Source organism: Janibacter sp. YB324 (genome assembly GCF_014217915.1).
GTDB classification, from domain to species: Bacteria; Actinomycetota; Actinomycetes; order Actinomycetales; family Dermatophilaceae; genus Janibacter; species Janibacter indicus.
Genome location: NZ_CP060120.1, coordinates 3,184,016 through 3,207,439 on the forward strand (window position 1 = coordinate 3,184,016; position 23,424 = coordinate 3,207,439).

Annotated in this window: 24 protein-coding genes, 1 pseudogene and 2 riboswitches; of the genes and pseudogenes, 13 read left to right on the forward strand and 12 right to left on the reverse strand. The window is 73.2% G+C overall.

What is annotated here, in order from left to right:
• Positions 1-183 precede the first annotated feature (183 nt).
• The 4 genes from H7A72_RS15670 to H7A72_RS15685 all read right to left on the reverse strand — a co-directional run bounded on the left by H7A72_RS15670 (position 184) and on the right by H7A72_RS15685 (position 4,362).
• Positions 184-1,221, reverse strand: a complete 1,038-nt coding sequence (locus H7A72_RS15670) for an NAD(P)-dependent alcohol dehydrogenase (RefSeq protein ID WP_185221109.1) — start codon at positions 1,219-1,221, stop codon at positions 184-186.
• 292 nt (positions 1,222-1,513) lie between these two features.
• Positions 1,514-2,887 carry a rhodanese-like domain-containing protein gene (locus H7A72_RS15675; RefSeq protein ID WP_185221110.1) on the reverse strand — a complete coding sequence of 458 codons (1,374 nt, stop codon included), beginning with the start codon at positions 2,885-2,887 and terminating at the stop codon, positions 1,514-1,516.
• Between the two features lie 11 nt (positions 2,888-2,898).
• Complete coding sequence (locus H7A72_RS15680; protein ID WP_185221111.1) at positions 2,899-3,486, reverse strand: rhodanese-like domain-containing protein; 588 nt, start codon at positions 3,484-3,486, stop codon at positions 2,899-2,901.
• A 63-nt stretch (positions 3,487-3,549) separates the two neighbouring features.
• Entirely contained in the window at positions 3,550-4,362 is an 813-nt protein-coding gene (locus H7A72_RS15685) for a sulfite exporter TauE/SafE family protein (RefSeq protein WP_185221112.1), read from the reverse strand.
• 215 nt (positions 4,363-4,577) lie between these two features.
• Here H7A72_RS15685 and H7A72_RS15690 point away from each other — a divergent pair, with 215 nt between their 5' ends.
• On the forward strand, positions 4,578-4,979 hold the full coding sequence (locus H7A72_RS15690) for a DUF302 domain-containing protein (protein WP_185221113.1): 402 nt from the start codon (positions 4,578-4,580) through the stop codon (positions 4,977-4,979).
• A gap of 25 nt (positions 4,980-5,004) precedes the next feature.
• Positions 5,005-5,271 (forward strand): metal-sensitive transcriptional regulator, encoded by a 267-nt coding sequence (locus H7A72_RS15695; protein ID WP_007923848.1) that lies wholly within the window; start codon positions 5,005-5,007, stop codon positions 5,269-5,271.
• Here the strand turns inward: H7A72_RS15695 and H7A72_RS15700 are convergent.
• Entirely contained in the window at positions 5,258-5,749 is a 492-nt protein-coding gene (locus H7A72_RS15700) for a hypothetical protein (RefSeq protein WP_185221114.1), read from the reverse strand. The two genes, H7A72_RS15695 and H7A72_RS15700, sit on opposite strands and share 14 nt — an antisense overlap.
• Entirely contained in the window at positions 5,746-6,711 is a 966-nt protein-coding gene (locus H7A72_RS17260) for a GNAT family N-acetyltransferase (RefSeq protein WP_185221115.1), read from the reverse strand. The genes H7A72_RS15700 and H7A72_RS17260 overlap by 4 nt, the downstream gene beginning before the upstream one ends.
• A gap of 101 nt (positions 6,712-6,812) precedes the next feature.
• On the opposite strand from H7A72_RS17260, the gene H7A72_RS15710 reads away from it, so the two are divergent.
• From H7A72_RS15710 to H7A72_RS15725, 4 genes are all read left to right on the forward strand, one after another.
• Positions 6,813-7,484: a GTP pyrophosphokinase family protein gene (locus tag H7A72_RS15710; protein WP_185221116.1), complete on the forward strand. Its 672-nt coding sequence runs from the start codon at positions 6,813-6,815 to the stop codon at positions 7,482-7,484.
• Between the two features lie 130 nt (positions 7,485-7,614).
• A riboswitch (cyclic di-AMP (ydaO/yuaA leader) is annotated at positions 7,615-7,797 on the forward strand.
• Positions 7,794-8,558, forward strand: coding sequence for an NlpC/P60 family protein (locus tag H7A72_RS17025; RefSeq protein WP_269466343.1), 765 nt, complete (start codon positions 7,794-7,796; stop codon positions 8,556-8,558). (Overlaps the previous riboswitch by 4 nt.)
• Positions 8,559-8,721: 163 nt before the next feature.
• Positions 8,722-8,910: riboswitch (cyclic di-AMP (ydaO/yuaA leader) on the forward strand.
• A complete protein-coding gene (locus tag H7A72_RS15720; protein WP_185221117.1) occupies positions 8,907-9,755 on the forward strand; it encodes a C40 family peptidase in 849 nt (282 codons plus the stop codon). It overlaps the preceding riboswitch by 4 nt.
• Positions 9,756-9,896: 141 nt before the next feature.
• Positions 9,897-11,636, forward strand: coding sequence for a long-chain fatty acid--CoA ligase (locus tag H7A72_RS15725; protein ID WP_185221118.1), 1,740 nt, complete (start codon positions 9,897-9,899; stop codon positions 11,634-11,636).
• Between the two features lie 51 nt (positions 11,637-11,687).
• Here the strand turns inward: H7A72_RS15725 and H7A72_RS17265 are convergent, their stop codons facing one another.
• A complete protein-coding gene (locus tag H7A72_RS17265; protein WP_185221119.1) occupies positions 11,688-12,269 on the reverse strand; it encodes a class F sortase in 582 nt (193 codons plus the stop codon).
• 140 nt (positions 12,270-12,409) lie between these two features.
• Entirely contained in the window at positions 12,410-13,078 is a 669-nt protein-coding gene (locus H7A72_RS17270) for an excalibur calcium-binding domain-containing protein (protein ID WP_223277684.1), read from the reverse strand.
• 504 nt (positions 13,079-13,582) lie between these two features.
• Between H7A72_RS17270 and H7A72_RS15740 the strand changes: the two genes are divergently transcribed.
• Together H7A72_RS15740 and H7A72_RS15745 are read left to right on the forward strand one after the other, a co-directional pair.
• Positions 13,583-14,254, forward strand: a complete 672-nt coding sequence (locus tag H7A72_RS15740) for a class I SAM-dependent methyltransferase (RefSeq protein WP_185221120.1) — start codon at positions 13,583-13,585, stop codon at positions 14,252-14,254.
• Complete coding sequence (locus H7A72_RS15745; protein WP_185222426.1) at positions 14,254-15,444, forward strand: winged helix DNA-binding domain-containing protein; 1,191 nt, start codon at positions 14,254-14,256, stop codon at positions 15,442-15,444. Before H7A72_RS15740 ends, H7A72_RS15745 begins: the two co-directional genes overlap by 1 nt.
• Before the next feature lie 33 nt (positions 15,445-15,477).
• On the opposite strand, the gene H7A72_RS15750 is transcribed toward H7A72_RS15745, so the two are convergent.
• Positions 15,478-16,908 (reverse strand): protein kinase, encoded by a 1,431-nt coding sequence (locus H7A72_RS15750; protein ID WP_185221121.1) that lies wholly within the window; start codon positions 16,906-16,908, stop codon positions 15,478-15,480.
• Between the two features lie 135 nt (positions 16,909-17,043).
• On the opposite strand from H7A72_RS15750, the gene H7A72_RS15755 reads away from it, so the two are divergent.
• From H7A72_RS15755 to H7A72_RS17280, 3 genes and pseudogenes are all read left to right on the forward strand, one after another.
• Positions 17,044-17,445 carry an ankyrin repeat domain-containing protein gene (locus H7A72_RS15755; RefSeq protein WP_185221122.1) on the forward strand — a complete coding sequence of 134 codons (402 nt, stop codon included), beginning with the start codon at positions 17,044-17,046 and terminating at the stop codon, positions 17,443-17,445.
• Positions 17,446-17,676: 231 nt separating this feature from the next.
• Positions 17,677-18,462: pseudogene (locus H7A72_RS17275) on the forward strand (FAD-dependent oxidoreductase); the annotation flags it as partial.
• A gap of 307 nt (positions 18,463-18,769) precedes the next feature.
• Positions 18,770-19,090 carry a hypothetical protein gene (locus H7A72_RS17280; RefSeq protein WP_370543581.1) on the forward strand — a complete coding sequence of 107 codons (321 nt, stop codon included), beginning with the start codon at positions 18,770-18,772 and terminating at the stop codon, positions 19,088-19,090.
• A 6-nt stretch (positions 19,091-19,096) separates the two neighbouring features.
• On the opposite strand, the gene H7A72_RS15765 is transcribed toward H7A72_RS17280, so the two are convergent.
• The 3 genes from H7A72_RS15765 to H7A72_RS15775 all read right to left on the reverse strand — a co-directional run bounded on the left by H7A72_RS15765 (position 19,097) and on the right by H7A72_RS15775 (position 22,149).
• A complete protein-coding gene (locus tag H7A72_RS15765; RefSeq protein WP_185221123.1) occupies positions 19,097-19,888 on the reverse strand; it encodes a HEAT repeat domain-containing protein in 792 nt (263 codons plus the stop codon).
• A gap of 107 nt (positions 19,889-19,995) precedes the next feature.
• Positions 19,996-21,546, reverse strand: coding sequence for an MFS transporter (locus tag H7A72_RS15770; RefSeq protein WP_185221124.1), 1,551 nt, complete (start codon positions 21,544-21,546; stop codon positions 19,996-19,998).
• A gap of 6 nt (positions 21,547-21,552) precedes the next feature.
• A complete protein-coding gene (locus tag H7A72_RS15775; protein ID WP_223277685.1) occupies positions 21,553-22,149 on the reverse strand; it encodes a TetR/AcrR family transcriptional regulator in 597 nt (198 codons plus the stop codon).
• 126 nt (positions 22,150-22,275) lie between these two features.
• On the opposite strand from H7A72_RS15775, the gene H7A72_RS15780 reads away from it, so the two are divergent.
• A complete protein-coding gene (locus tag H7A72_RS15780; protein ID WP_185221125.1) occupies positions 22,276-22,485 on the forward strand; it encodes a hypothetical protein in 210 nt (69 codons plus the stop codon).
• A gap of 539 nt (positions 22,486-23,024) precedes the next feature.
• Positions 23,025-23,369, forward strand: a complete 345-nt coding sequence (locus tag H7A72_RS15785; protein ID WP_185221126.1) for a DUF2200 domain-containing protein — start codon at positions 23,025-23,027, stop codon at positions 23,367-23,369.
• The last annotated feature ends 55 nt before the right edge of the window (positions 23,370-23,424 follow it).

A 23,424-nucleotide genomic window follows, 5' to 3' on the forward strand; every position in this document is an offset into this window, starting at 1 on the left:
GACCGGGTCGCAATTCACCCTGCGCTTGCCCTCGACACCCGCTTCGACGCCAACCAGGCGGTCGGCGACGTGGTCCGCGACGTGGCCCCCCGGACGTGCACAAGAGGTCGTCCTGACGCATCTCGTGACGTTCGTCGGCCGCGAGAAGCCCCCACGACGACCTCTTGTGCGCGGGGGTGAGACTCAGATCGTCGCGGCGTCGATGACGAAGCGGTAGCGCACGTCGGAGGCGACGACGCGGTCCCAGGCCTCGTTGACCTTGTCCGCCGGGATGACCTCGATCTTGGCGCCGATGCCCTTGTCGGCGCAGAAGTCGAGCATCTCCTGGGTGCCGGGGATGCCGCCGATGTTGGAGCCGGCGAGCGCCTTGCTGCCACCGATGAGCGAGAAGACCGGGACCTCGAAGGGCTTGGCCGGGGCGCCGACGTTGACCAGGGTGCCCTCGGGGGCGAGCAGCGACAGGTACCGCTTGATCGGCAGGTCGGCGCTCACGGTGTTGAGGATGAGGTCGAACTTCCCGCGCAGGTCGGTGAAGGTCTCGTCGTCGCTCGTCGCCCGGTAGTCGGTGGCGCCGAGCGCGAGGCCGTCCTCCTGCTTCTTCAGCGACTGCGAGAGCACGGTGACCTCGGCGCCGAGGGCGACGGCCAGCTGGACGCCCATGTGCCCGAGCCCGCCGAGACCGACGACCGCGACCTTGGAGCCCTCGCGCACACCCCAGCGGCGCAGCGGCGTCCACGTCGTGATGCCGGCACACAGCAGGGGGGCGGCGACGTCGAGCTCGATGCCCTCGGGGATCTTCAGCGCGAAGTCGGCGTCGACGACGACGTGCGTCGAGTAGCCGCCCTGCGTGATCGTGCCGTCGCGGTCGGTCGCGTTGTACGTGCCGATCGCGTCGGGGCAGTACTGCTCGTTGCCCGCCCGGCAGGCATCGCACTCCCCGCAGGAGTTCACGAGGCAGCCGACGCCCACGCGGTCACCGACGGCGTGCTTGGTCACCTCGGAGCCGACCTCGGCGACGGTGCCGGCGATCTCGTGGCCGACGACGATGGGGTACGGCACGTCACCCCACTCGGCGCGGGCGGTGTGGATGTCGCTGTGACAGATGCCGGCGTAGGCGATCTCGATGAGGACGTCGTTGGGGCCGACGTCTCGACGCTCGATGGTCGTCGCAGTCAGGGGTTCGGTGGCGGACGGGGCCGCCCAGGCCTTCACGGTGCGCACGGGGCGCTCCTCTCAAGTGGACGAAGGGGGAACCCCCTCAGTCAACTCCTGCTCCCCGCGAGGACCAAACGCGGCCTGCATCCGGTGGCGCGCCCCCTCCGGCGCTGACAGCTCGAGGCGCGCCGCCCCCTTCGCCCCTGGGCGTGGATATCGACGATGGACGCGGTCATTGCCGCGTCCATCGTCGATCACTGCGTCAGGATGTCGAGACGGGACGACAAAGGGCCTTCACTCCGCCCACCATCCGCCTCTCACCCCACCTCTCTGGTCGAGGTGAGGTCACCTCTGGCGCTCAGGCGTCGACGGTCTGCTGCTCCCAGGCCGCGTACCCGCCGACGAGGTCGGTGACGTCCGTGTGGCCGACCGAGCGCAGCAGGCTCGCCGCGACGGACGAGCGCCACCCGCCGGCGCAGTGCACGAGCAGCGGACGGTCTGTCGGCAGCTCGTCGTGGCGGCGGGCGAGCTCGGCCAGGGGGATGTGGACGGCGCCGGGGATGACCTGCCCGTCGGCGCGCTCGCCGGCATTGCGCACGTCGACGACGACGGTCTGCTCGGGCAGCGCCGCGAGGTCGGCGACCTCGGTGCGCTCGCTCGTCGTCATGAGGGGGGCGAGCGGACCGTCGGGCGTGAGCGGCGCGGCGACGTGGCCGACGACCGCGTCGTGGCCGATCCGCCCCATCCGCAGCGCCGCCTCGGCCGCCCGGCCCTCGGGCGCGACGAGGAGGACCTCGGCGGCGTGGTCGACGACGGTGCCGACGGTCTCGGCGAAGCGGCCGTCGAGGCCGATGTTGACCGAGCCCGCGAGGTGGCCGCGGGCGAAGTCCTCGGGCGAGCGGGCGTCGACGACGGTGACGCCACCGGCGATGGCGGCGGCCACCTCGGCGGGGGTGAAGGGGACGACCGACTGCCCGGGATCGAGCAGGTCTCGCTGGCGCAGGTTGAGCGCGGCGTCGACCTGGAAGTACGCCGGGGCGGAGGGCTGGCCCGTCGTCACCATGTCGATGAAGTGGGCGACCGGCATGTCGGCGGCGAAGGGGTTGCTCGCCCGCTGCGCGGCGATCGTCGACTCGAGCTCGTCGGAGAGCCCACGACCGCACGAGGACCCGGCCCCGTGGGCGGGCATGACCTTGGTGTCGTCAGGCAGCGGCAGCAGCACGTCGTGGAGGGTGTGGTGCATCGCCGTGGCGAGGTCCTCGGCGGTGGAGCCGTCGGAGACGACGAGGTCGGGCCGGCCGACGCCGCCGATGAAGAGCGAGTCGCCGGTGAGCACCGCGTGCGGGACGCCGCACTCGTGGACGAGGACGCTGATCGACTCCCACGTGTGACCGGGGGTCTCGAGGATCTCGAGGGTGACCTCGTCACCGAGCTCGATGCGCTTGCCCCCCGCGAGGGTGCGCACGTCGAACTCGGCGCGCTCTGCAGCGGTGGGGCCGTAGCCGATCCACGCCCCGGTCGCGGCGGCCAGCTCGAGGTGACCGGCGACGAAGTCGGCGTGGACGTGCGTGTTGATGACCCCGACGATCGTCAGGTCCTGCTCGCGGGCGTCGGCGAGGTACTCGCTGACGTCGCGGCGCGGATCGACGACGACGGCGCGGCGGCTCCCTTCGTCGGCGATGAGGTAGGAGCCGTGGGAGAGGCAGCTGAGGTAGTACTGGGTGAGGATCATGTCTCGCTCCTTCAGTTCCGGCCGCCGCGCAGCTGCGCGAAGACGACCTCGGGGGTGGGCTCGTGGCGACGGTTGTGGGGCATGCGCGACAGGAGCGCGCCCATCGCGCAGGTGTTGGTCAGGGCGGCGCCGGTCAGACCGGCGCCGATGCCCGCGGAAAGCCACTTGGCCTGCGGGACGACGGTGCTCGCGAGGATGCCGGTGAGGACGATCGACCCGGCGACGAGACGGACCTGACGCTCGAGGTCCCAGCCCCCTTCGCCCGCGACGACGTCTCCTCCGGCGCTCTCCCACGCGGTGATGCCGCCGTCGAGGACGTGCAGGTGGTCCGTCCCGGTGGTGGCCAGGGCGCTCTCGGCCCGGGAGGCGCGCGCGCCCGAGCGGCACACGAGGACGACGTCGTCGTCCAGGTGCTCGGCCAGCTCGCGGCGGTGCTCCTCGAGGAGCGGCAGCGGCACGTTGTAGGAGCCGGGGATGTGCGACGCGGCGAACTCCGCCGGCGTGCGCACGTCGACGAGGCGCGGGCCAGCCGGCTCGGCGAGCCAGTCCCGCAGGTCGGCCGCGGTGAGGGTCGTGGGGCGGGTGGTGACGGTGGTCATGGGTTCCTTTGATCGGGGATGGACGAAGGGGAGGTCAGTCGGGTTGGTCGGGGGCAGGTTGCGTCACGCGAGCAGCCCGGGGAGGGCCTGGGCGGCGGTGAGGGCCGCGACGCCCAGGACGAGGACCGCGAAGGCCTTGGAGAGGCGCTGCGCGGGGATGCGGTCGGCGACGCGGCTGCCGAGGAGGCTGCCGACGACCGCCGCCGCGGCGAAGCCGAGGATCAGCGGCCAGTCGAGCTCGCCGGCGCCGTGCTGGAAGCGGGCGACGAGGGAGGTCGCGCTGTTGACGGCGATGACGAGCAGGGAGGTGCCCACGGCGACCGGCATCGGGAAGCCGATGACCATGACGAGCGCCGGCACGACCACGAAGCCGCCGCCGACACCGAGGAAGCCGGTGAGGAGTCCGACGAGGCTCGCAGCCACGACGAGCTTGAGCAGCCGCGGGCAGGCGCAGGTCACGGGGTTGAGGGTGAGGATCGGCTCGTGCGGCCCCAGGTCGGGCTCCGGGCGCGCGCCGCGACGGAGCATGAGCACCGCCACGACCGTCATGAGGACCGCGAAGGCGGTCATGAGGACGTCGGGCTCGACCGCACGCGAGGCCGCGGACCCGGCGACCGCGCCGAGGACCCCGAGGAGACCGAAGGTCAGCCCCTGCCCGAGGCGCACCCGGCCGGCCCGGTGGTGGGCCGGCAGGGAGAGCACCGAGGTGATGCCGACGATGATCAACGAGCTCGTCGTCGCCGCGACCGGCCCCTGGCCGAGCAGGTGGACGAGCACGGGCACGGCGAGGATCGAGCCGCCGCCGCCGAGGGCGCCCAGGGTCAGGCCGATGGCCAGCCCGAGCGGGATCACGGCGAGGAGTTCGGCAGTGCTCATGGCACGGACGGTAATACCCCCGGGGGTATATGTCCAACCCAGCTCGGCGGTCGCAGACCGAGCCAGGCGTCGCTGGCGCCGCATGGTTGCCCCCTCCGGGCAGCCATGCGCACACAACGCCGGGCTGGGCGAAGGGAGGGTGAGTTCAGTCCCACCGATACCCCACGGGGTATACTTCGTCTGTCACGACACGCAGACGGAACGGGAGAACTTCCATGCAGTACGGCATCACGACCACCGTGGACGCCCCCTTCGAGCTGGCCCTGTCCGCGACGCGCGAGGCACTCGCCGACCAAGGCTTCGGTGTCCTCACCGAGATCGACCTCGCCGGCACGCTCAACGCGAAGGTCGACGCCGACCTCGCTCCCTACGTCATCCTCGGTGCCTGCCGCCCCCAGCTGGCGCAGCAGGCGGTGGCTCACGAGCCCTCGATCGGGCTCCTGCTGCCGTGCAATGTCGTCGTGCGCGCCGACGGCGACGCCCGCACCGTCGTCGAGGCCCTCGACCCCGACATGATGGTCGGGGTGACGGACAATGAGCAGCTGCAGGACGTCGCAGCCGACGCCCGCACCCGCCTCGACACCGCTCTGGCCTCGCTGCCGAGCAGGGTCTCCTGACCCACCGACCCCGAAGGAGAGAGACATGGTCACCCTCGACATGGAGGACATGGGCCCGGTCGTCAACCGACTGCGCCGCGCCCAGGGTCAGATCGGCGGCGTCATCCGCCTCATCGAGGAGGGGCGCGACTGCAAGGAGGTCGTGACCCAGCTCGCCGCAGCGAGCCGCGCCCTCGACCGCGCGGGCTTCGCCATCGTCTCCTCGGGCCTGCGAGAGTGCCTCTCCTCGCCCGACGGGGTCGACGAGGACGACCGCGCCGCGATGGAAAAACTCTTCCTCACCCTCGCCTGACGCCCGGCGGCGGGGGCTGTCCGGACGGAGGCCCACCCGTGCCGGGTGGGTGCGGGGAGGCCTGTGCCGCAGCGGGGCTCGCCGCCTGCCACGGGACCAGCCCGCGACGCAGACCCTCGGCGATGTGCTCGATCGCCCGCCCGCTCTGCTGCCAGTCGCCGGCCTCGGTCTCCCACGCGAACTCCCAGCCGTCCCGCACCTCGACGTGCCAGTGCCGACCGAAGACCATCCGGCCGAGCAGGGCGAAGGGGAGGACGAGCAGCAGGACCAGCACCTCGAGTGCGACGACCAGGGCGACGACGACGACGGGGATCAGGAGCAGCAGCAGGAAGAACCCGATGATCATGCTGATCGGGTCGTCGCCGAGGCTCGACCCGGTGGGCAGGCCTCCCCAGGTGCCGGCACGCGCCTTGCGTCGCCACGGCATCCAGCGTCGCGACACCCGCCACGTGCGCCCGTTCGGATCGACGACCTTCACGACTCCCCCTCCTCGCGCTCGACGAGCCACCGCAGCAGCGGGGCGACGTCGTCGGGCAGCGGGTGCGTCGGGTCGGTCCAGCGCACCTCCTCGATCTCGGCGGCCGGCGTGATCGTCGGCCGCGACTGCTGCGCCAGGTGCGGGTGCCGGAAGACGCTCGCGATGAGCGGGCGGCCGGCTTCGTTGGCCGCGGTCGTGCGGTGCACGGCGAGCAGCTCGAGGTCCTCGGGCGCCAGGACCAGCCCGAGCTCCTCCTCGACCTCGCGCAGCGCGCACCGTGCCGGGCTCTCGCCCTCCTCGGGCTTGCCGCCCGGGTGCATGAAGGACTCGGTGCCCCGCTTGCGCACCGTGAGGACGTGCCCGTCGGCGTCCCGCAGGTCGACGGCGCTCACGACGATCGCGTCGCCGTGGTCGCGGGGCCGCTCGCTCGCCAGGACGGCGTAGACGAGGCTGTCGGTCCACTCCCCCTTGCTGAAGAGGTCCTCCAGGTGGGTCGCCTCGAGCCGCATCCCGAGCCGCTCGCACAGGGCTGCCGAGGCGGAGTTGCGTGCGTCGAGCTCGGCGACGACGCGGTGCGTGCCGTAGTGGTCGAAGGCGTGGTCGATGAGCGCACGAGCCGCCTCCGTCGCGAAGCCGCGCCCCGCCACGTCGGGACGGAAGACCCAGCCGACCTCTCCCTTCGCCCCCGTCCCGTCCGTGGCCCACAGGGCGACGTCGCCGACGACCGCACCCTCGTGCTCGACGACGAGGGCGAGCGCCTGCCGCGGGGTGTCCAGGCCGGCGCGGCCGACCCGCTCGGCGACGCGGGCGACGGCGACCTCGCGGGTCCACGGCGGCTCGAGCAGGTGGCGCGCGACCTCGGGGTCGGCGTAGTAGGCCAGGGTCGCGTCGACGTCGGCGTCGCGCCACGGCCGCAGCACGAGACGCTCGGTGCGGATCGGCAGGAGCGGGGCGGAGGTCACGGCAGCACGCTAGCGCCGGCGCACGAAGGGGGGCGCTCCCCCCTTCGTCCCGCCTCGCCGGTGCACACCCGGCTCTCAGGGGACCGGCCTACGCTGGCCGGGTGACCAGCGCCGCCCAGCCCCCTGGCCTACCCGAGCTCTCCGACGACGCCGTGCGTCGGTTCGCGCAGATCCGGGAGGACTTCACCCGGATGATGCTCGGCTACCGCTTCGGCATGGAGCAGGTGGCGACGCGGCTGGAGATCCTGCGCGAGGAGTTCGCCGAGCTGCACCTCGACAACCCGATCGAGCACATCTCCACCCGGGTCAAGAGCCCCGAGTCGATCCTCGAGAAGGCCGCACGGCAGGGCGTGGAGCTGGAGATCCCGGCGCTGCGCGAGCACATCACCGACATCGCCGGCGTGCGGGTCATCTGCTCCTTCGTCGCCGACGTCTACCGCCTCATGACCGCCCTCACCGAGCAGGCGGACATCTCCGTGCGCTTGGTCAAGGACTACATCGCCAACCCCAAACCCAACGGCTACCGGTCGCTGCACGTCATCCTCGAGATCCCCGTCTTCCTCTCGTCGGGGCCCGTCCAGGTGCCGGTGGAGGTGCAGTTCCGCACCGTGGCCATGGACTTCTGGGCGAGCACCGAGCACAAGATCTTCTACAAGTACGAGGGTGACGTGCCCGCCCACCTGCGCCAGCGGATCAACGACGCGGCGGCCACGGCCGCGCGCATGGACGAGGAGATGGCGCAGCTGCACCGGGCGGTGCACGGCACCGACTGAGGCGGGCCGGCGCCTGCCGCGAGCGCCCGGCGCCACAGACACGCCGGGACCGATAAAAGATCTCCACAGGGCCGTGACCAAACCGTGTCCCGATGCCCTATTCTTCTTTTCGACCCCACACTGCGGGGTCACCACCAGGTCGCCGAGTCCTGCCAGCCGGGTGGTCCCTGAACACCACGGCAGGAGCGGGGGACCCATTTTTTCGGCCCCAGTGCCTCGGGGTGAAGTCCACGCGGTCGCATGACCGCTGGGCGGGATGCTCATCTCCATCCCAACCCGACAGCTAACTCCGCAGGCGGAGGAGATCCCATGTCGATGTTCTACGCCGGGCGCCACCGCGCCCCGAGCACCAAGACCCCCCACCGCGCCGGCGCCAGCATGGTCGCCGTCGCCGCCGTGAGCCTGGGCACCGCCGCGGCCACCGCCCCCGGCGCCAGCGCTGCCCCCTCTGCGGTCAGCGCTCCCGCGGCTGCCTCCGTCTCGTCGGCCACCTCGGCGACGACCTTCTCCGGCCTGGTCAAGCGGGGCCACCGCGGAAGCCTGGTCAAGCAGGTCCAGCGCAAAGTCGGCGTGAGCGCCGACGGCATCTTCGGCCCCATGACCCAGTCCGCGGTCAAGCGCTACCAGAAGCGCAACGGCCTCGTCGCCGACGGCATCGTCGGCCCCCGCACCGGCACCAAGATGGGCCTGCGCTCGACCTCCACCGTGTCCTCGCGCACCACGACCCGGTCCTCGGTCTCCACCTCCTCGGTCCTGTCGACGGCGGCCAGCCTCGTCGGCACGCCCTACGTCTACGGCGGCACCTCGCGGTCCGGTTGGGACTGCTCGGGCTTCACCCAGTACGTCTTCGCCCGCCACGGCAAGAGCCTGCCGCGCACGGCCGAGCAGCAGCGTCGCGCCACCACCCGCGTCTACTCCCCGCAGCCCGGCGACCTCGTCTTCTTCGGCGCGCCGGCCTGGCACATGGGCATCTACGCCGGCAACGGCATGATGTACGACGCCGGCAACGCGCGCGTCGACACGACCAAGCGCAAGATCTGGACGAGCAACGTGACCTACGGCCGCGTCCGCTGACCCCAGCACCCCACGACGAAGGGGGCTCCGACCATCACGGTCGGGGCCCCCTTCGTCATTGCTGCCCCTGCGTCATTGGTGCACAACGGGTTTCGCCACCCGCGTTACCATTTCGTGACTATATGACCTATGGTCGAACGCGGTCCCGGCCACTGCCGGGACGCCGTCGAGGACGCCGAGTCCTACCACCTCGACGGGGTACCCCAGCAGCACCGGTAGGAGCGGAGGACCCAACCTCTGGCCACACGGCCTCGGGGTGAAGTCCTACGGCGGGGCATCGCCCGGTCGAAGGGCGGGATGGTCTCCATCCCAACCCGACAGCTAACTCCGCAGGCGAGAGGAGACAGCATGACCATGTTCTACACCGCACGTCACGCCGCCCCCCGCGCCCACCGCTCTGCGGCACAGCGCACGGGCGCCGGCGTCCTCGCCGCCACGGCTCTCGGCCTGGGGGCATCGACGATGACCGCCACGAGCGCGGCAGCCCAGGGCGGCCCCGAGGCTCCGGCCCCGGCCACCTCGCAGACCGCCTCGACCGGCGGCGCGCAGAGCGCCGGCAACTCCGTCGCTCCCAGCGGCTCGACCTCCCTCTCCGACCACGTGCGCGTCGGCGACACCGGCAGCGTCGTCAAGCAGATCCAGGACAAGGTCGGCGTCAGTGCCGACGGCGTCTTCGGGTCCCTGACCGAGCAGGCCGTGAAGAGCCGGCAGGCCAAGAACGGTCTGTCGGCCGACGGCATCGTCGGCCCCGAGACCGGCTCCGCCCTGGGCCTGACCGGCGGCGGCTCCAGCTCGACCGGTGGTGCCCAGTCCGCGGACGGTGGCACCGCCGAGACCGCCCAGGCCTCGGCCAGCGCCCCGGCCTCCGACTCGTCGATCGTCAACACCGCGCGCAGCCTCACCGGCACGCCCTACGTCTACGGCGGCACGACCACCGCGGGCTTCGACTGCTCCGGCTTCGTGCAGTACGTCTACGACAAGGCGGGTAAGGACATCCCGCGCACGACGCAGCAGCAGCAGGCTGCAGCCACCCCGGTCTCCAACCCACAGCCCGGTGACATCGTCTTCTTCGGCAACCCCGCGTACCACAACGGGATCTACGCCGGCGACGGCAAGATCATCGACGCGGGCAACTCCGAGTCGCCGGTGCAGGAGCGCGACATCTGGACCGATGACGTGACCTACGGCCGCTTCTGAGCGACCCCGCGCAGGCCGCTCCCGAGCGGCTCGCACGACAAGGCCCCGACCGCTACGGTCGGGGCCTTGTCGTGCTCGGGTGCCGAAGGCGCGTGAGACACTGGCCCTTTCTACACGTGTAGTCGTCCCAGGAGGTCATCCGTGCCCGCCACCCACGCCACCGGCGAAGCCCTCGAGCTCACCGACCGCGACCTGCTCCCCCTTCGTCCCTGGCGTCGGGCGCAGGAGGACCCGCAGCATCCCTCCTTCAGCCACGTCGTCGACGGCGACTGGCAGACCATCACCGCCGGAGAGCACCTCGAGAGCCTCGTTGCGACGGTCCGGGGACTCATCGCAACCGGCGTCACCGCCGGTGACCGTGTGGTGCTCATGGCCGACACCCGCTATGAGTGGCTGCTGCTCGACGAGGCGATCTGGAACGCCGGGGCCGGCACCGTCCCCGTCTACCCGTCGTCGTCGCGCAGCCAGCTCGAGTGGATCGTCCGCGACTCCGGCGCGCGGGTCCTGCTCGTCGAGACGCCGGCGATGGCACAGTTGGCCACCGGTCTCGACGTCGAGGTCCTCGTCATCGACGACGGCGCCCTCGCCACCCTCGCCGAGCGCGGTCAGACCGTGGCCGAGGATGAGGTGCACGCGCGCCGGGACGCAGTGACCTTCGACGGCCTCGCCGGGATCGTCTACACCTCCGGCACCACCGGTCGGCCGAAGGGGGTCGTCCTCACCCACCGGCACCTCGCCGCCGAGGTCGCCGGCTGCCTGGCACACCCGATCGGCGAGGTCGGGGCGCCCGGCCGCCGCATCCTGATGTTCCTGCCGATGGCGCACGTGCTCGCCCGCTCCGTCGCCTACATCGCCGCGCAGTCCGGCGCCACGGTCGGCTTCTGGTCCGACTTCTCGACGATCGTCGAGAAGTTCGGTTCCTTCCGTCCGCACATGGTCGTCGGCGTACCCCGGGTCTTCGAAAAGGTGCATGCCGGCATTCGCGCCAAGGCGGCCGGGCGCCGCGTCTCCGCCGCCGTCTTCGCGAAGGGGGAGCAGGTCGCCATCGACTGGAGCCGGGCCGTGGGCGACGACCCGCGCCCGGGCAGCCCCGGGCTGCGGCTGCGTGTGCTGCACGCGGTCTTCGACCGGCTGCTCTACGCCAAGGTCCGCGCGGCCCTCGGCGGGGAGACGATGTACGAGATCAGCGGCGGCGGGGCGCTCGGCGAGCGCCTCGGCCACTTCTTCCGCGGCGTCGGCGTGCCGATCCACGAGGGCTACGGCCTGACCGAGACCTGCGCGGCGATCACCGTCAACGGGCCCGGCCAGCAGCGCGTCGGCACCGTCGGCCGGCCGCTGCCGGGCAACGAGGTGCGCATCGGCGAGGACGGGGCGATCGAGGTCCGCGGTGCCGTCGTCACCGACGAGTACTGGGGCAACGACGAGGCGACCCGGTCGTCGATCGTCGACGGCTGGTTCGCCACCGGTGACCTCGGCTCGCTCGACGACGAGGGCTACCTGACGATCACCGGCCGGGCCAAGGAGATCATCGTGACCGCCGGCGGCAAGAACGTCGTCCCCGGCCCGCTCGAGGACGTGCTGCGGTCCCACCCGCTCGTGTCCCAGGCAATGGTCGTCGGCGAGGGGCGGCCCTTCGTCGCAGCGCTCATCACGCTCGACCCGGAGGCGGAGCGCCCCGCCGACCCGCAGGCCGAGCTCCAGGGCGTCGTCGACGAAGCCAACGAGCTGGTCTCCAAGGCCGAGGGCATCAAGAAGTTCGTCGTCCTCGACGACGACTTCACCGAGGATTCGGGCGAGATGACCGCGACGCAGAAGCTCAAGCGCCACGTCATCGAGACCCAGCGCGCCGAGGCGATCGAGGGGCTCTACGCGAAGCGCTGAGTCGGGGCCGGAGGGGCAACCGGGGTCCCGGACGGGGACGGTCGGGTCCGCTCAGCCGCTCGCCGGCACCGCCGTGAGCACGACGTTGTCGCGGTAGTGCTGCTCCCCGTCGATCGTCATCACCGGGCCGCCGCAGGTGACGAGGGCGAGCTGGCGGGGGCCGTCCACCCGGAAGATCGAGCGGGGCAGCGATACCTTGGAGTAGCTCTGCAGGCTCGTCGTGACGAAGGTCGACCGACGACCCGCGCCGTCGGTGACGTGGACCAGCGCTCCCGGACGGGCGTCACTGAGCCGCGCGAGGGCACCAGGGGTCCCGGACAGGTCGACGTGCCCGGCGAGCAGGGTCGTCCCCGCGCCGGCGCGGAGGGGGGCGGACCACACGTCGCGACCGACCCGCCACGGTTCCCGCGGGATGTCGAGGGACCCACTGCTGAACTTCACGCCGTCGAGGCTCGCGTAGATCCCGAGCGAGGGCACGTAGAGACGATCGGGACCCATGCGGTCGGGCGACATGACGAGCTCCCGGCTCGTGCTCGACGAGGAGCCGGCCGGGGTGCTCGAGGACGGCGCCGGGTCGTCGGGGATCGCGGCGACGGTCGCCGTGCGGGTCGGGTCCGGGGTCGGCGACGCCACCGCGAAGGTCTGGCTGGGGACCGGCGCCGCGACCGGCTCCTCGCCGCCCGCGACCGACCACCACGTCAGTGCCGCGCCCCCGGTGACGAGGACGAGGGCGACGAGCAGCAGCGCGAGTCGTCTCAGGGTGCCGCGCCCGATCAGCTGGCGCGACGAGCGCGCACGGCGACGCCGATACCGCTCAGGACCAGCAGCCCGCCGCCGAGGAGGCCCAAGGTGTTGGGTCCGGCGACGTCGGGGACACCGGCGTTGATCGTGCGGGCCTGGGAGCGGTCTGCGGCGTCGGAGCCGTCGGTGCCGAAGTAGGTCTCGCACGCGATGCCGTCGTTGTCGGCGTCGAGGCGGTGACGGTCGATCGCCGGGCCGCCGTTGGCGGTGAAGAAGGTCTGCGCCTCGGCCTGCGAGGAGAAGTCGGGGGCAGTCCTTGTCTGCGGTCGTGACGGAGGGCGCGGCCGACGAGGCCGAGACGGTGACGGATGACCGGCTCGGCGCTGTGGCGGGGGCCTTGGGGGCCGCCGGCGCTGCGGGTGCAGCAGCCGGAGCCTTGGGAGCGGACGGGGCAGCGGCCGGAGCGGCAGCCGCCTGCGGGGCAGCGGCCGGAGCGGCGGCCGCCTGCGGGGCAGCGGCCGGAGCAGACTGCGGGGCGGCCAGCGGCGCGGCCTGCTGGGCGTCCGCCGCCGAGGCCTCGTCGGCCGACGCGGGAACCGCGCCGTCGGCCTCGGAGTCCGTGGCCGGGGTGTCGTCGGCGGCGTCGGGCGCAGCCGCCCCGCACGACGCGTCGAGGAGGGAGTTGACCGGGGTCGCACCATCGGTCCACGCGGCCCGGGCCCAGTCGCGGCCCTCCACGGTCGCGGACGGGTCGGGCTCACCCGCGGTCAGCGCGACGGCCATGACGGATGCGTCGCCGCCTGCCGTCACCTCGGACGCCGGCGCGATGACGGCCGTGACGTCGGCGTCGCCGTCGGCCGCCGAGAGCCCGCGGGCGGTGAGCGCCTCGCGCACCGAGCTGACGAGCGCGGCGTCGACGCCCTCGGCACTGGTGACGGCGAAGGTCGTGCCCGCGTCACACAGGTCGCTCGGCACGGCGGCCGCCGAAGGCGTGGCGAAGGTCAGCGCGAAGCCCCCCGACATGACGAGTCCGGCGATGGTGGTCCTGGCGATGGTGGTGCGCACGTCTGCTCTCCCCATGACGAAACGGCGGAGGCGCTCCCCCACGGGCGCGCTCGTGGGCAAGATATACCCGCGGAGGGTCACCCGGGGAAGCCCCCTTCGTCAGGTGCTGGCTGACGGTGCCTGCTGGCAGGGTGGGGGGCATGGGCGAAGCTGACCAAGGGCACCGAGACCACCGACACGATCGCCGGCACGACGGGGACGCGCGGCACTTCGACGACACGGCCGCGACCTGGGACGACGACCCCGACAAGGTGCGCCAGTCGGGTGAGGTGGCGGCGGCGATCGCGGGGCGGGTCCCCCTTCGTCCGCGGCTGCGGCTGCTCGACTACGGGGCCGGCACCGCCCTGGTGACCACCGCGCTGCTGCCGCACCTGCCGGAGGTCGAGGTGACCGTCGCCGACAGCTCCTCGGGGATGCGGCAGGTCCTCGCGGACAAGGTCGCGACCGGCACGCTGCCCTCGCCGACGCGCGTGTGGGACCTCGACCTCGAGACCCAGCCGGTGCCCACCGAGCGCTTCGACCTCGTGGTCACCTCCAACGTCCTGCACCACGTCGGGGACCTCGACCGGGTCCTCGCCGGTTTCGCCGAGCTGCTCGACGCCGGCGGGTGGGTGGCCGTCGCCGACCTCGACCGCGAGGACGGCAGCTTCCACGACCACGACTTCGGCGGGCACCACGGCTTCGACCGCGCCGAGGTCGCGAGCCGGCTCGCGGCGGCGGGCTTCGTCGACGTGACCGTCGCCGATGCCGGCCACGTGCACAAGCAGGACCGCGACTACCCGGTCTTCCTCGCCGTCGGCCGCCGGGCGTGATGCGCACCGTCGGCGACGCCGAGCGCCGCGCCCGCCTCGCGACGCGACAGGCACTGCACCCCGACCACCACGCACCCGACGTCGTCGGCGCGGCCCGCTCGGTGGTCTGCCTGCACGCGACCGAGGCCGCGACCGTGCACCTGGCCGTCGGCGCCCGCACCACCGGGGTGACCCCCTTCGACGTCGACGCGGCGCTCTACGACGACCGCAGCATCGTCAAGCAGCTGTCGATGCGCCGCACGCTCTTCGCCTTCCCGCGTGACCTGCTGCCCGCCGCGCTCGCCGTGGCCCGCGAGCGGATCGCGCCCGAGGAGCACCGACTCATCGCCCGCGACGCCACCCGGCACGGCATCGCCGACGACGGCGCGGCCTGGCTCGAGACGGCGGGAGCCGCGGTGGAGCGACGGCTCGCCGGCGGCGAAGCGCTCCCGGCCGCCACGCTGCGCGCCGAGCTGCCGGAGCTCTCCGGGGCGATCACGATCAACGAGGGCAAGCGCTACGGCGGCACCTTCAACCTCGCGCCCCGCGTGCTCACCTGGCTCGGGGCGCAGGGGCGGATCACCCGCGGGCCCAATGCCGGCCACTGGCGCCTGTCGAAGCCCGCGTGGACCCTCATGGACTCGTGGCTCGGCGCGGAGCCGGCGGACCCCGACCTCGCGACCGGCTACGCCGAGCTCGTGCGACGGTGGCTCGAGCGCTTCGGTCCCGGCACGCTCGAGGACGTGCAGTGGTGGCTCGGCGCGACCAAGGGTGCCACCCGCGCGGCCCTCGCGGAGGTCGCCGCCGTCGAGGTGGCGCTCGAGGGCGGGGGCACGGGGTGGCTGCTGCCCGACGACCTCGAGCCGGTCGCCGAGGTCGGCCCGTGGGCGGCGCTGCTGCCGACGCTCGATCCGACGACGATGGGCTGGAAGTCCCGCGACTGGTACCTCGACCCCGCCCACCGCGAGCTGCTCTTCGACAGCAACGGCAACGGCGGCACCACCGCGTGGTGGGACGGGCGGATCGTCGGCGCGTGGGTGCAGGACGACGACGGCGTGGTCTCGGTCGTCGAGTGCCCGGGCACCGACCTCGGGAGCGAAGGGAGGTCCGCTCTCGCCGCCGAGGCCGAGCGGCTGACCGCCTGGCTCGACGGCGTGCGGATCACCAATGTCTACTCCTCGCGGCTGATGAAGGGCGAGGCCCTGCCCTGACCGGCCGCGGGTGCGGTCGGGCGGTCGGGCGGGCTACGGCCCGTCGACCGAGGGCGCCAGGCTGCTCGAGGGCGCTGAGGTCTGCGTCGGTGCCGTCGTCGGTGCCGGCGGGGTCGTGGGCACGCTCGTGGTCGACGGCTCGCTCGTGGGCGTGGTCGGCGTGGTCGACGGCTCGCTCGTCGGCGACGGGGTGAATGCCGGGGTCGTCGATGACGTGGAGGTCGTCATGGACGGCGTCGTCGAGGACGAGGTGGTGGAGCTCGTCGAGGAACTGGTCGTGGACGTGGTGGTCGTGGGTGCCGGTGCCCGGGTCGTCGCCGGTGGGGGCGGTGGCGCCGCGGGTGGTGCCGTGGTCGGCTGCGGCGCGGTGGTGGTGCTCGTCGGGCTCGCGGTCGAGGTGGCGGTCGCCGGTGTGCCCGTGCGCGTCGTGCTGGTGCTCGTGCTGATCGTCGTCGTCGAGGTCGGGACCCCGTCAGGCACCGCCGAGTCCTCGCGCCCGGTGAGCGCCAGCGCCGCGCCCACGACGAGGAGGGCCGCCCCCGCGACGCTGACGAGCAGCAGACCGCCCCTGCGCCGACGTCGATCGCGGCCGGTCGCGGTCGACCCGGAGTCCGGGGGCCCGCCGTCGGCGCCCGCGGTCTGCAGTGCCCCGCCGGCGACGGCTGCCGGCTGCGCGGCCCCGCCGCCGGCGGATGCGGCCCGGGGGTGCCGACCCTCGCGGGCTGCGCGCACCGGACGGGTCGCGGCCACGTCCTCGCCGTCGTCCCACGGGAAGAGCCCGAAACCGACCACCGGGGCCGGCGCCTCCTGGGCGACCTCCGCGAGCCGCGCGGAGGCCTCGGCAGCGGTGATCCGGCTGTGGCAGTCGTCGGCGACCATCGCGGCCAGCACCGGCCCGATCGCGCCGGCGGTGTCCGGCCGGACGGCGAGCACTGCGTCGAGCGTGCGGCCGAGGGCCCACACGTCGGCGGAGCGACCGCTCTCGCCGGCCAGTCCGTGCTCCGGGGTGGCGGGCGGCGCGAGCTTCGCCTCGTCACCCGGGCCCATGACGACGCTCGAGGGCCCGACGCCGCCGTGGACCAGGCCAGCCCGGTGCACCGCGGCCAGGGCTGCGGCGACCTGCGACCCGACGAGCGCCACCTCTCGCGGGGAACGGCGTCCGTGCTCGCGCACCAGTGCGGTCAGGGTCGGGCCGTCGACGAGCTCGAGGACGACGAGGGGCGGGTCCTCGTCGGCGACGACGTCATGGACGGCGACGAGGTTGGGGTGGTCGACCGCCGTGAGAGCGCGGGCCTCGCGCAGGGCCTGCGCGAGGTGCTCCGGCGCGACGACGAGCTGCTGGAGCACGACGCTGCGCTGCAGGACCGTGTCGCGGCCCAGCCAGGTCGGGTGCGACGAGCCGGGATCACGGACGAGGACCCGCTCGTAGCGGCCGGCCACGCGAGGCGCCGTGTCGCTGCTCATGACCGGCTCCCTCCCCTTCGTGGGGTGCCACCCGGCGGTCGACCGACCCCGGCGTGCCCCCTGCACCGCTCGTCACCCACAACGGTAGGCGCTGGGGCCCCTCCCCGGAAGGGCCCCAGCGGTCACACTGGAGGCATGAGCGAGCCCACCCCGCACGATCCGACGCCCCTCCACGACGAGGCGGTCGAGCTGGCCCACCAGCTCTTCGACTGGGCCCGGGAAGGGCAGGCGGAGCGCCTCGCCGCGTACGTCGAGGCGGGGGCGCCGGTCGACCTGCGCGATCCGGCGGGCAACACGATGCTCATGCTCGCGGCCTACCACGGGCAGGCCGAGACGGTGCGCGAGCTCGCCCGGCGAGGAGCCGACGTCGACGCGCTCAACGACCGCGGCCAGTCGCCCCTCGCCGGGGCGGTCTTCAAGGCCGAGCCCGAGGTCGTCGCCGCCCTGCTAGAGCACGGCGCCGACCCCGACGCGGGGTCGCCGAGCGCCCGCGCGACGGCGCAGATGTTCGGCCAGGAGGGCCTGCTCGAGCGGTGAGCTCTGGCCGGCTCGGCCCGGCGGTGGTAGACCGGACGCATGTCCCTCATCCGGAGATATCCCTCGGACACCTCCCCGGGCGAGGGCAAGGCGAGCGCGTGAGTGAGCCGCTTCGACGGTCGGGAGTGGATCACCGCGACCGCCGGCGACAGCGCGCCGAGTTCATGGTCCGGCACGACACCTACTGGGTCTGACCTCCCTTCGCCCGACGCCCACGACCCGAGGAGCAGCATGTCCGAGACCCACGAGTACGACGTCGTCGTCATCGGCGCCGGCCCCGTCGGCGAAAACGTCGCGCAGTACGCCATCGAGGGCACCGACCTCACCGCAGCGCTCGTCGAGGGCGAGCTCTACGGCGGCGAGTGCTCCTACTGGGCATGCATCCCGAGCAAGGCGCTGCTGCGCCCGATCGCCGTCGCCGACACCACCGCCCACCTGCAGGGGGTGGCCACCGCCGAGGTCGAGCCGGAGGGCCTGCTCGCCCGGCGCGACTTCTGGGTCGGCGGCCGCGACGACACCGGCCAGGTCCGCTGGGCCGAGGGCCTGGGCATCACGGCCGTGCGCGGCCATGCTCGCCTCGTCGGTGAGCGCGAGGTCGAGGTGACCGGCGAGGGCGGCCCGCACCGGCTGCGGGCGCGGCACGCGGTGGTCCTGGCGACCGGCAGCGAGCCGGTGGTTCCGCCACCTCTCGCCGACGTGCACCCGTGGGGCTCTCGTGACGCGACCGCGGTCACCGAGGTCCCGGGTCGGCTCGTCGTCGTCGTCGGCGGTGGTGTCGTGGCCGTGGAGGCCGCGACGTGGATGGCCGCGCTCGGCAGCGAGGTCACGGTGCTCGTGCGGGGCGAGACCCTCCTCGCCGGCCAGGAGCCCTTCGCGGGCAGCGTTGTCGCACAAGCACTTCAGGCGAAGGGGGTCGACGTGCGCTTCTCGACGTCGGCCACCGGCTGCCGCCGGCCCGACGCACGGAACACCGGTGTCGGTCGTGTCCACGGTGGCCCGGTCACGGTCGTCACCGACGACGGCGAGGTCGAGGCCGACGAGGTGCTCGTCGCGACCGGGCGCCACCCCCGCCTGGGCGATGTAGGCCTCGACGCGGTCGGGCTCACCCCCGACGACGTGCTCGAGGGTCGGCTGCCCGAGTGGCTGCACGCGGTGGGTGACGCCAGCGGCGAGGCGCCCTTGACCCACTGGGGCAAGTACCGCGCGCGGGTGCTCGGCGACGCGATCGCCGCCGCGGCCACCGGGCGCGGGCCGCTCCCGGTGCCCGACGGGGCACCGGTGCCACAGGTCGTCTACACCGACCCCGCAGGTGGCGCGGGTCGGGATGACCGAGGCGGAGGCACGCGAGGCAGGGTACGACGTCGAGGTGGCGGAGGTCCCCTTCGCGCAGGTCGGCGGGGCCGCCCTGCTGCGCGACGACGCCCCCGGTCGGGCGAAACTCGTCGTCGACCGGAAGGGCGGGCTGGTCCGTGGAGCAACCTTCGTCGGGACGGACGCCGGCCAGCTGCTGCACGCCGCGACGATCGCGATCACCGGGCGGGTGCCGGTCCACCTGCTGCGGCACGCGGTGCCGAGCTTCCCCGACGTCACCGAGGTGTGGCTGCGCCTGCTCGAGGCCCTGCCGGTCGACCTGCGGCGCCCCTGACCGAGGTCAGTCGGTAGGCGTGGACCGCGCCGTGCCGGACCGATCCGTGAGCAACCACCCCGCGGTGATCGACAGCCAGGCATCGTCGCCGTCGCGCAGCCGACGCAGCACGTCGTCGACCTCGGGCAGGTCGAGGGCGGCGAGGGCCTCGACGGCGGGCAGCACGACCTCCTTGTCGTCCGTCGCGACGACGTGGAAGAGCTCCGGGGCGGCCGGGCGGGCCGCGGGGTCGCCGATGCCCAGGAGGGCCTCGGCGGCGTGCCGCCGCACGGAGCTGTCGGGGTCGGACAGGCGTCCGGAGAGCCCCTCGACCGCGGCCTCTCCGGCCTGCTCGAGGGCGCGGGTCAGCTCGCGGCGACGGAACTCCTCCTCCACACCTAGGGCGTCGACCAGCGCGGCGACGGCGCCCGGGGTGCCGATGCGGCCCAGCGCCCACCACGCCTTGGCCGCGACCGCGTCGTCGTCGTCGGCGGCGAGGGGGAGGATCTCGGCGACCGACTCGGGCCGGCGGATCTTGCTCAGGGCGTGGAGCACCTGGACCCGGCCGGGCCCCTCGGCGAGCGAGTCGTCGCGCAGAGCCTCGACGAGCAACGGGTAGGTAGAGGTGTGCCGGGTGACGACGGCCCAGGTCAGGGTTTCGCGGACGTAGAAGTCCGGCTCGGTGACGAGCAGCCGCACGAGGTCGTCGGCCACCGTCTCGTCGGCGTGGGTGCCGAGCCACAGCGCGGCGCGCTGCCGCACCGAGGGGTCGTCGTGCCGCGCCGCCTGCAGGGCCTTGTCGAAGGAAGTACCGCTCACGTCGCTCGACGCTACCCTCCCCCCTCGCATTGCCCTACGGCAATGCAGGCTCAGGACCACCACCGGCCGACCATTCTTCGCACTTCCCCAAGGAAATGCGCAGGGGGTCAGCCGTGGGTGGCGCCGGATATGTCGGTGCCACGCGGGGTGAGCACGAAGACGACGGTAGCCACGACGAGCATGAGCGTCCCGCCGGCGAGGCCGGCGACCTGCAGCGAGTCGACGAAGGCGGCACTGGCGTCGGTGGCCAGGGCTGGCAGGCCGAGCTCGTCGGCCGTCGCCACCGCCGCACCGAGGGAGTCCTCGGCGTGCCGGGCGGCCTCGGGGCCGGCCTGCTGGAGCGCCGCGGAGTCCTGCAGGTGCGTGCGGTAGACGAGCGCCGAGACGCTGCCGAGGATCGCGACGCCGAGGGTGCCGCCGAGCTCGTAGGAGGTCTCCTCGAGGGCGCCGGCGTTGCCGGCCTTGTCCTCGGGCGAGCCCATCATGACCATCGCCGAGGCGATGGCGAGCGACCCGGTGCCGGCACCGACGAACAGCATGGCGGTGAGCACGAGCGGGTAGGTCACCTCGTCGGGCCCCAGCCCGACGGCGAGCAGACCGATCCCGGCCAGCCCCAGTCCCGAGGCGAGCACGGTCCGGGCCCCGACGACCCGCGCCAGCGGCGGCGCGGCGAGCGAGGCGACCGCACCGGCGAGCGCCACGGGGATGAGCTTGATGCCGGACTCGATGGGGCTGGCGCCCTCGACGAGCTGCAACCACTGGGTCAGCAGGAGCATGGCGGCGAGCATGGCGAAGGTGGTGCCGAGCGCCGCGATGATGCCGGCGGAGAAGGGCCGGCTGCGGAAGAGACCGACGTCGAGCAGCGGGGAGTCGCTGCGCAGGCAGCGGCGGACGAAGACGGTGAGCGCGCCGACGCCGATCGCCAGGGCCAGCAGGGCCGGCAGGTGGGTGAAGCTCGCCTCCTTGCCGAAGGACTTCACCGACCAGACGAAGGCGACCATGCCGACGAGGGCGAGCACGGCGGCCGTGACGTCCCACCGTCCGGCGCCCTCGACCCGGGACTCGGGCAGCACGACCAGGCCGGCGATGATCGCGGCGATCATCAGCGGCACGTTGACGAGGAAGGCTGCGTGCCAGGAGAAGTGCTCGAGGAGGAATCCGCCGACCAGCGGCCCGACCGCCGCCCCGAGACCGGAGACCGCCGCCCAGATGCTCAGGGCCGTGGCCCGCTGGGCGGCGTCGGTGAAGATCACCCGGATGAGCGAGAGCGTGTTGGGCATGATCATCGCGCCGCCGATGCCGAGCAGGGCGCGCAGGACGATGACCGCCTCGGCCGTGTCGGCGACGAGGACGAGCAGCGAGCTGACGAGGAAGATCGCATAGCCGAGCAGCAGCATGCGCCGCCGGCCCCATCGGTCGGCGACCGCCGCCCACGGGACGAGGAGCCCTGCGAGGACGAGGGAGTAGACGTCGACGATCCACAGCTGCTGGTTGGCCGTGGGTCGCAGCTCGGCCGCCATGTCCGGCAGCGCGATGTTGAGGATCGTCATGTCCATCGTGATGACGAGCAGGCTCGCGCTGAGGACGGCGACCGCCGCCCAGGCGCGGCGGGTCGACACCTGGGTGGAGGTGGCGGTCGAGGTGGGGGTCGTGGTCATCGGGGGTCACTCCCTTCGGTCGTGGTGGTGGCTGGTGGGGGCGGACATGAGGGCGCGGAAGACCCGGGCGAGGGTCTCGGCGGAGACGGGCTCGTCGTGCAGCCCGGCGTGGAGGGTGGCGCCGTCGAGGTAGAGGCCGATCGCCTCGGCGACGTAGGGGTCGAGGTGACGGGCGAGGATCTCGACGAGCCGGTCGGTCCAGCGCAGCGCGAGCTCACGCAGTCTCGGGTCGTCGCCGAGCCCGGAGTGGACGAGCTCGAGGTCGGCGCGCACCGCCCGTTCGTCGCTGAGGAAGGCGTGCATCTCCTGCGCCAGTCGCTCGGGGGCGTCGTCGAGCGGCAGCAGCTGCGCCTCGACCTCGGCCAGGCCCGCGTCGATGAGGTCGGAGAGCGACTGCAGGGCCAGCTCACGCAGCTCGTCGAGGGAGGAGAAGTACTGCGTCGTCGAGCCGAGCGAGACCCCGGCGCGGGCCGCGACGGCGCGATGGGTGAGCGAGGAGGCGCCGCCCTCGACGATCAGCTCTGCGGCCGCATCGATGATCGCGCGGCGCCGCCCCTCGGGGTCGCGCCGCCCGGGTTCCGGCCGGTCCTGCGTGGAGCCCACGGTCCCTCCCTTCGTTGTTGTACATCCGTACATGTACATGTGTACAGGATCGAAGGGGGGAACGCCAAGTCGGTCGTCGAGAGCCCTCCCCGTTGCCGCCCACGAGCGCCTGCAGGAAGGTGTCCCATGTCACGCACCGCTGAGCTCCCGTCGCTGTGGTCGACCGCCGCCGCGCTCGCCAGCGGCACCGCGCCGGCCCTCGGCCTCGCCTGGGCCGGCACCGGCCTCGACGGCGACGGCGACTCGCGTCCGCAGGCGTGCCCGGGTGACGTCTTGGCCTCCCCCTTCGCCGAGGAGCCCCTGCCCGACCAGGTCCGGCTGGAGCTCCCGTGGTGACACCTCGACGTCGCGGTCGCAGCAGCACAGCCCGCCGACCCCTGGCGACGCAGGTCGAGGTGTCCGTGCGCCGACGGGGTCGACCACCAGCTGAGCGACCGCCCGGGAGGCTTCCGCCTCGACCCCGAGACCGCGTGGAGCAACGCCACCGGCCCGCGCTGGGTGGCCGTCGACGGCGCCCCGACCGATGTGGATCTCGTCGTCACCGTCGACGGGTAGGAGCAGGTCGTCGGCAGCGACGGCGCCGGCGACCTCGAGCTGGAGGACCACTCCCGCGACACGGCATGCACCGTGACGCGTGTGCTGCGCGTGCCCAACGTCGACGGGCTGGGCTGGGCCCCTCGGGGACGCGAGTACGTCGCCGTGCTCCTGACGCTCGACCGCACCGTCCACGTCGAGGGGACCGAAGGCGAGAGCTGGAGCTCCGCCACCACCCTCTCCGCGCGCCTCGGCGGCGAGGAGCCCCTCGCCGGCCCCGTCGACGTCAACGACCTCAACTCCGGAACCTTGGCGATCCAGAGCGGACCTAGGCTGGCCACATGCCCCGGATCTTCACGACCGCCGTCGCCGACGTCTACCCGCACTACGTCGCCAAGGTGACGAAGAAGGGGCGCACCCAGGACGAGCTCAACGAGGTCATCCGGTGGCTCACCGGCTACGACCAGCCGGCTCTCGAGCGGCACCTGGCCGAGGGGACGACCTTCGAGGACTTCTTCGACCGGGCGCAGCTCAACCCGGCCTCCGAGCTCATCACCGGATCGGTGTGCGGGGTCAAGGTGCAGGAGGTCGAGGACCCGCTGATGCGCCGGATCCGCTACCTCGACAAGCTCGTCGACGAGCTGGCCAAGGGCAAGGCGATGGACAAGGTGCTGCGTTCGACCTGAGCCCACGTCGGGGCCAGCGCCCACCGCCGTGTTAGCCGTACCCCCTCGACCCGCG

Bases quoted from the DNA above. Each gene is read 5' to 3' on its own strand.
- H7A72_RS17025 (WP_269466343.1), top strand. From the start codon at position 7,794: ATGTCGATGTTCTACGCCGGGCGCCACCGCGCCCCGAGCACCAAGACC.
- H7A72_RS15770 (WP_185221124.1), bottom strand. From the start codon at position 21,546: ATGACCACGACCCCCACCTCGACCGCCACCTCCACCCAGGTGTCGACC.
- H7A72_RS15685 (WP_185221112.1), bottom strand. From the start codon at position 4,362: ATGAGCACTGCCGAACTCCTCGCCGTGATCCCGCTCGGGCTGGCCATC.
- H7A72_RS15755 (WP_185221122.1), top strand. From the start codon at position 17,044: ATGAGCGAGCCCACCCCGCACGATCCGACGCCCCTCCACGACGAGGCG.
- H7A72_RS15720 (WP_185221117.1), top strand. From the start codon at position 8,907: ATGACCATGTTCTACACCGCACGTCACGCCGCCCCCCGCGCCCACCGC.
- H7A72_RS17270 (WP_223277684.1), bottom strand. From the start codon at position 13,078: ATGGTGCGACCCCGGTCAACTCCCTCCTCGACGCGTCGTGCGGGGCGG.
- H7A72_RS15780 (WP_185221125.1), top strand. From the start codon at position 22,276: ATGTCACGCACCGCTGAGCTCCCGTCGCTGTGGTCGACCGCCGCCGCG.
- H7A72_RS17280 (WP_370543581.1), top strand. From the start codon at position 18,770: ATGACCGAGGCGGAGGCACGCGAGGCAGGGTACGACGTCGAGGTGGCG.
- H7A72_RS15675 (WP_185221110.1), bottom strand. From the start codon at position 2,887: ATGATCCTCACCCAGTACTACCTCAGCTGCCTCTCCCACGGCTCCTAC.
- H7A72_RS15750 (WP_185221121.1), bottom strand. From the start codon at position 16,908: ATGAGCAGCGACACGGCGCCTCGCGTGGCCGGCCGCTACGAGCGGGTC.
- H7A72_RS15690 (WP_185221113.1), top strand. From the start codon at position 4,578: ATGCAGTACGGCATCACGACCACCGTGGACGCCCCCTTCGAGCTGGCC.
- H7A72_RS15695 (WP_007923848.1), top strand. From the start codon at position 5,005: ATGGTCACCCTCGACATGGAGGACATGGGCCCGGTCGTCAACCGACTG.
- H7A72_RS15785 (WP_185221126.1), top strand. From the start codon at position 23,025: ATGCCCCGGATCTTCACGACCGCCGTCGCCGACGTCTACCCGCACTAC.
- H7A72_RS15740 (WP_185221120.1), top strand. From the start codon at position 13,583: ATGGGCGAAGCTGACCAAGGGCACCGAGACCACCGACACGATCGCCGG.
- H7A72_RS15680 (WP_185221111.1), bottom strand. From the start codon at position 3,486: ATGACCACCGTCACCACCCGCCCCACGACCCTCACCGCGGCCGACCTG.
- H7A72_RS15745 (WP_185222426.1), top strand. From the start codon at position 14,254: ATGCGCACCGTCGGCGACGCCGAGCGCCGCGCCCGCCTCGCGACGCGA.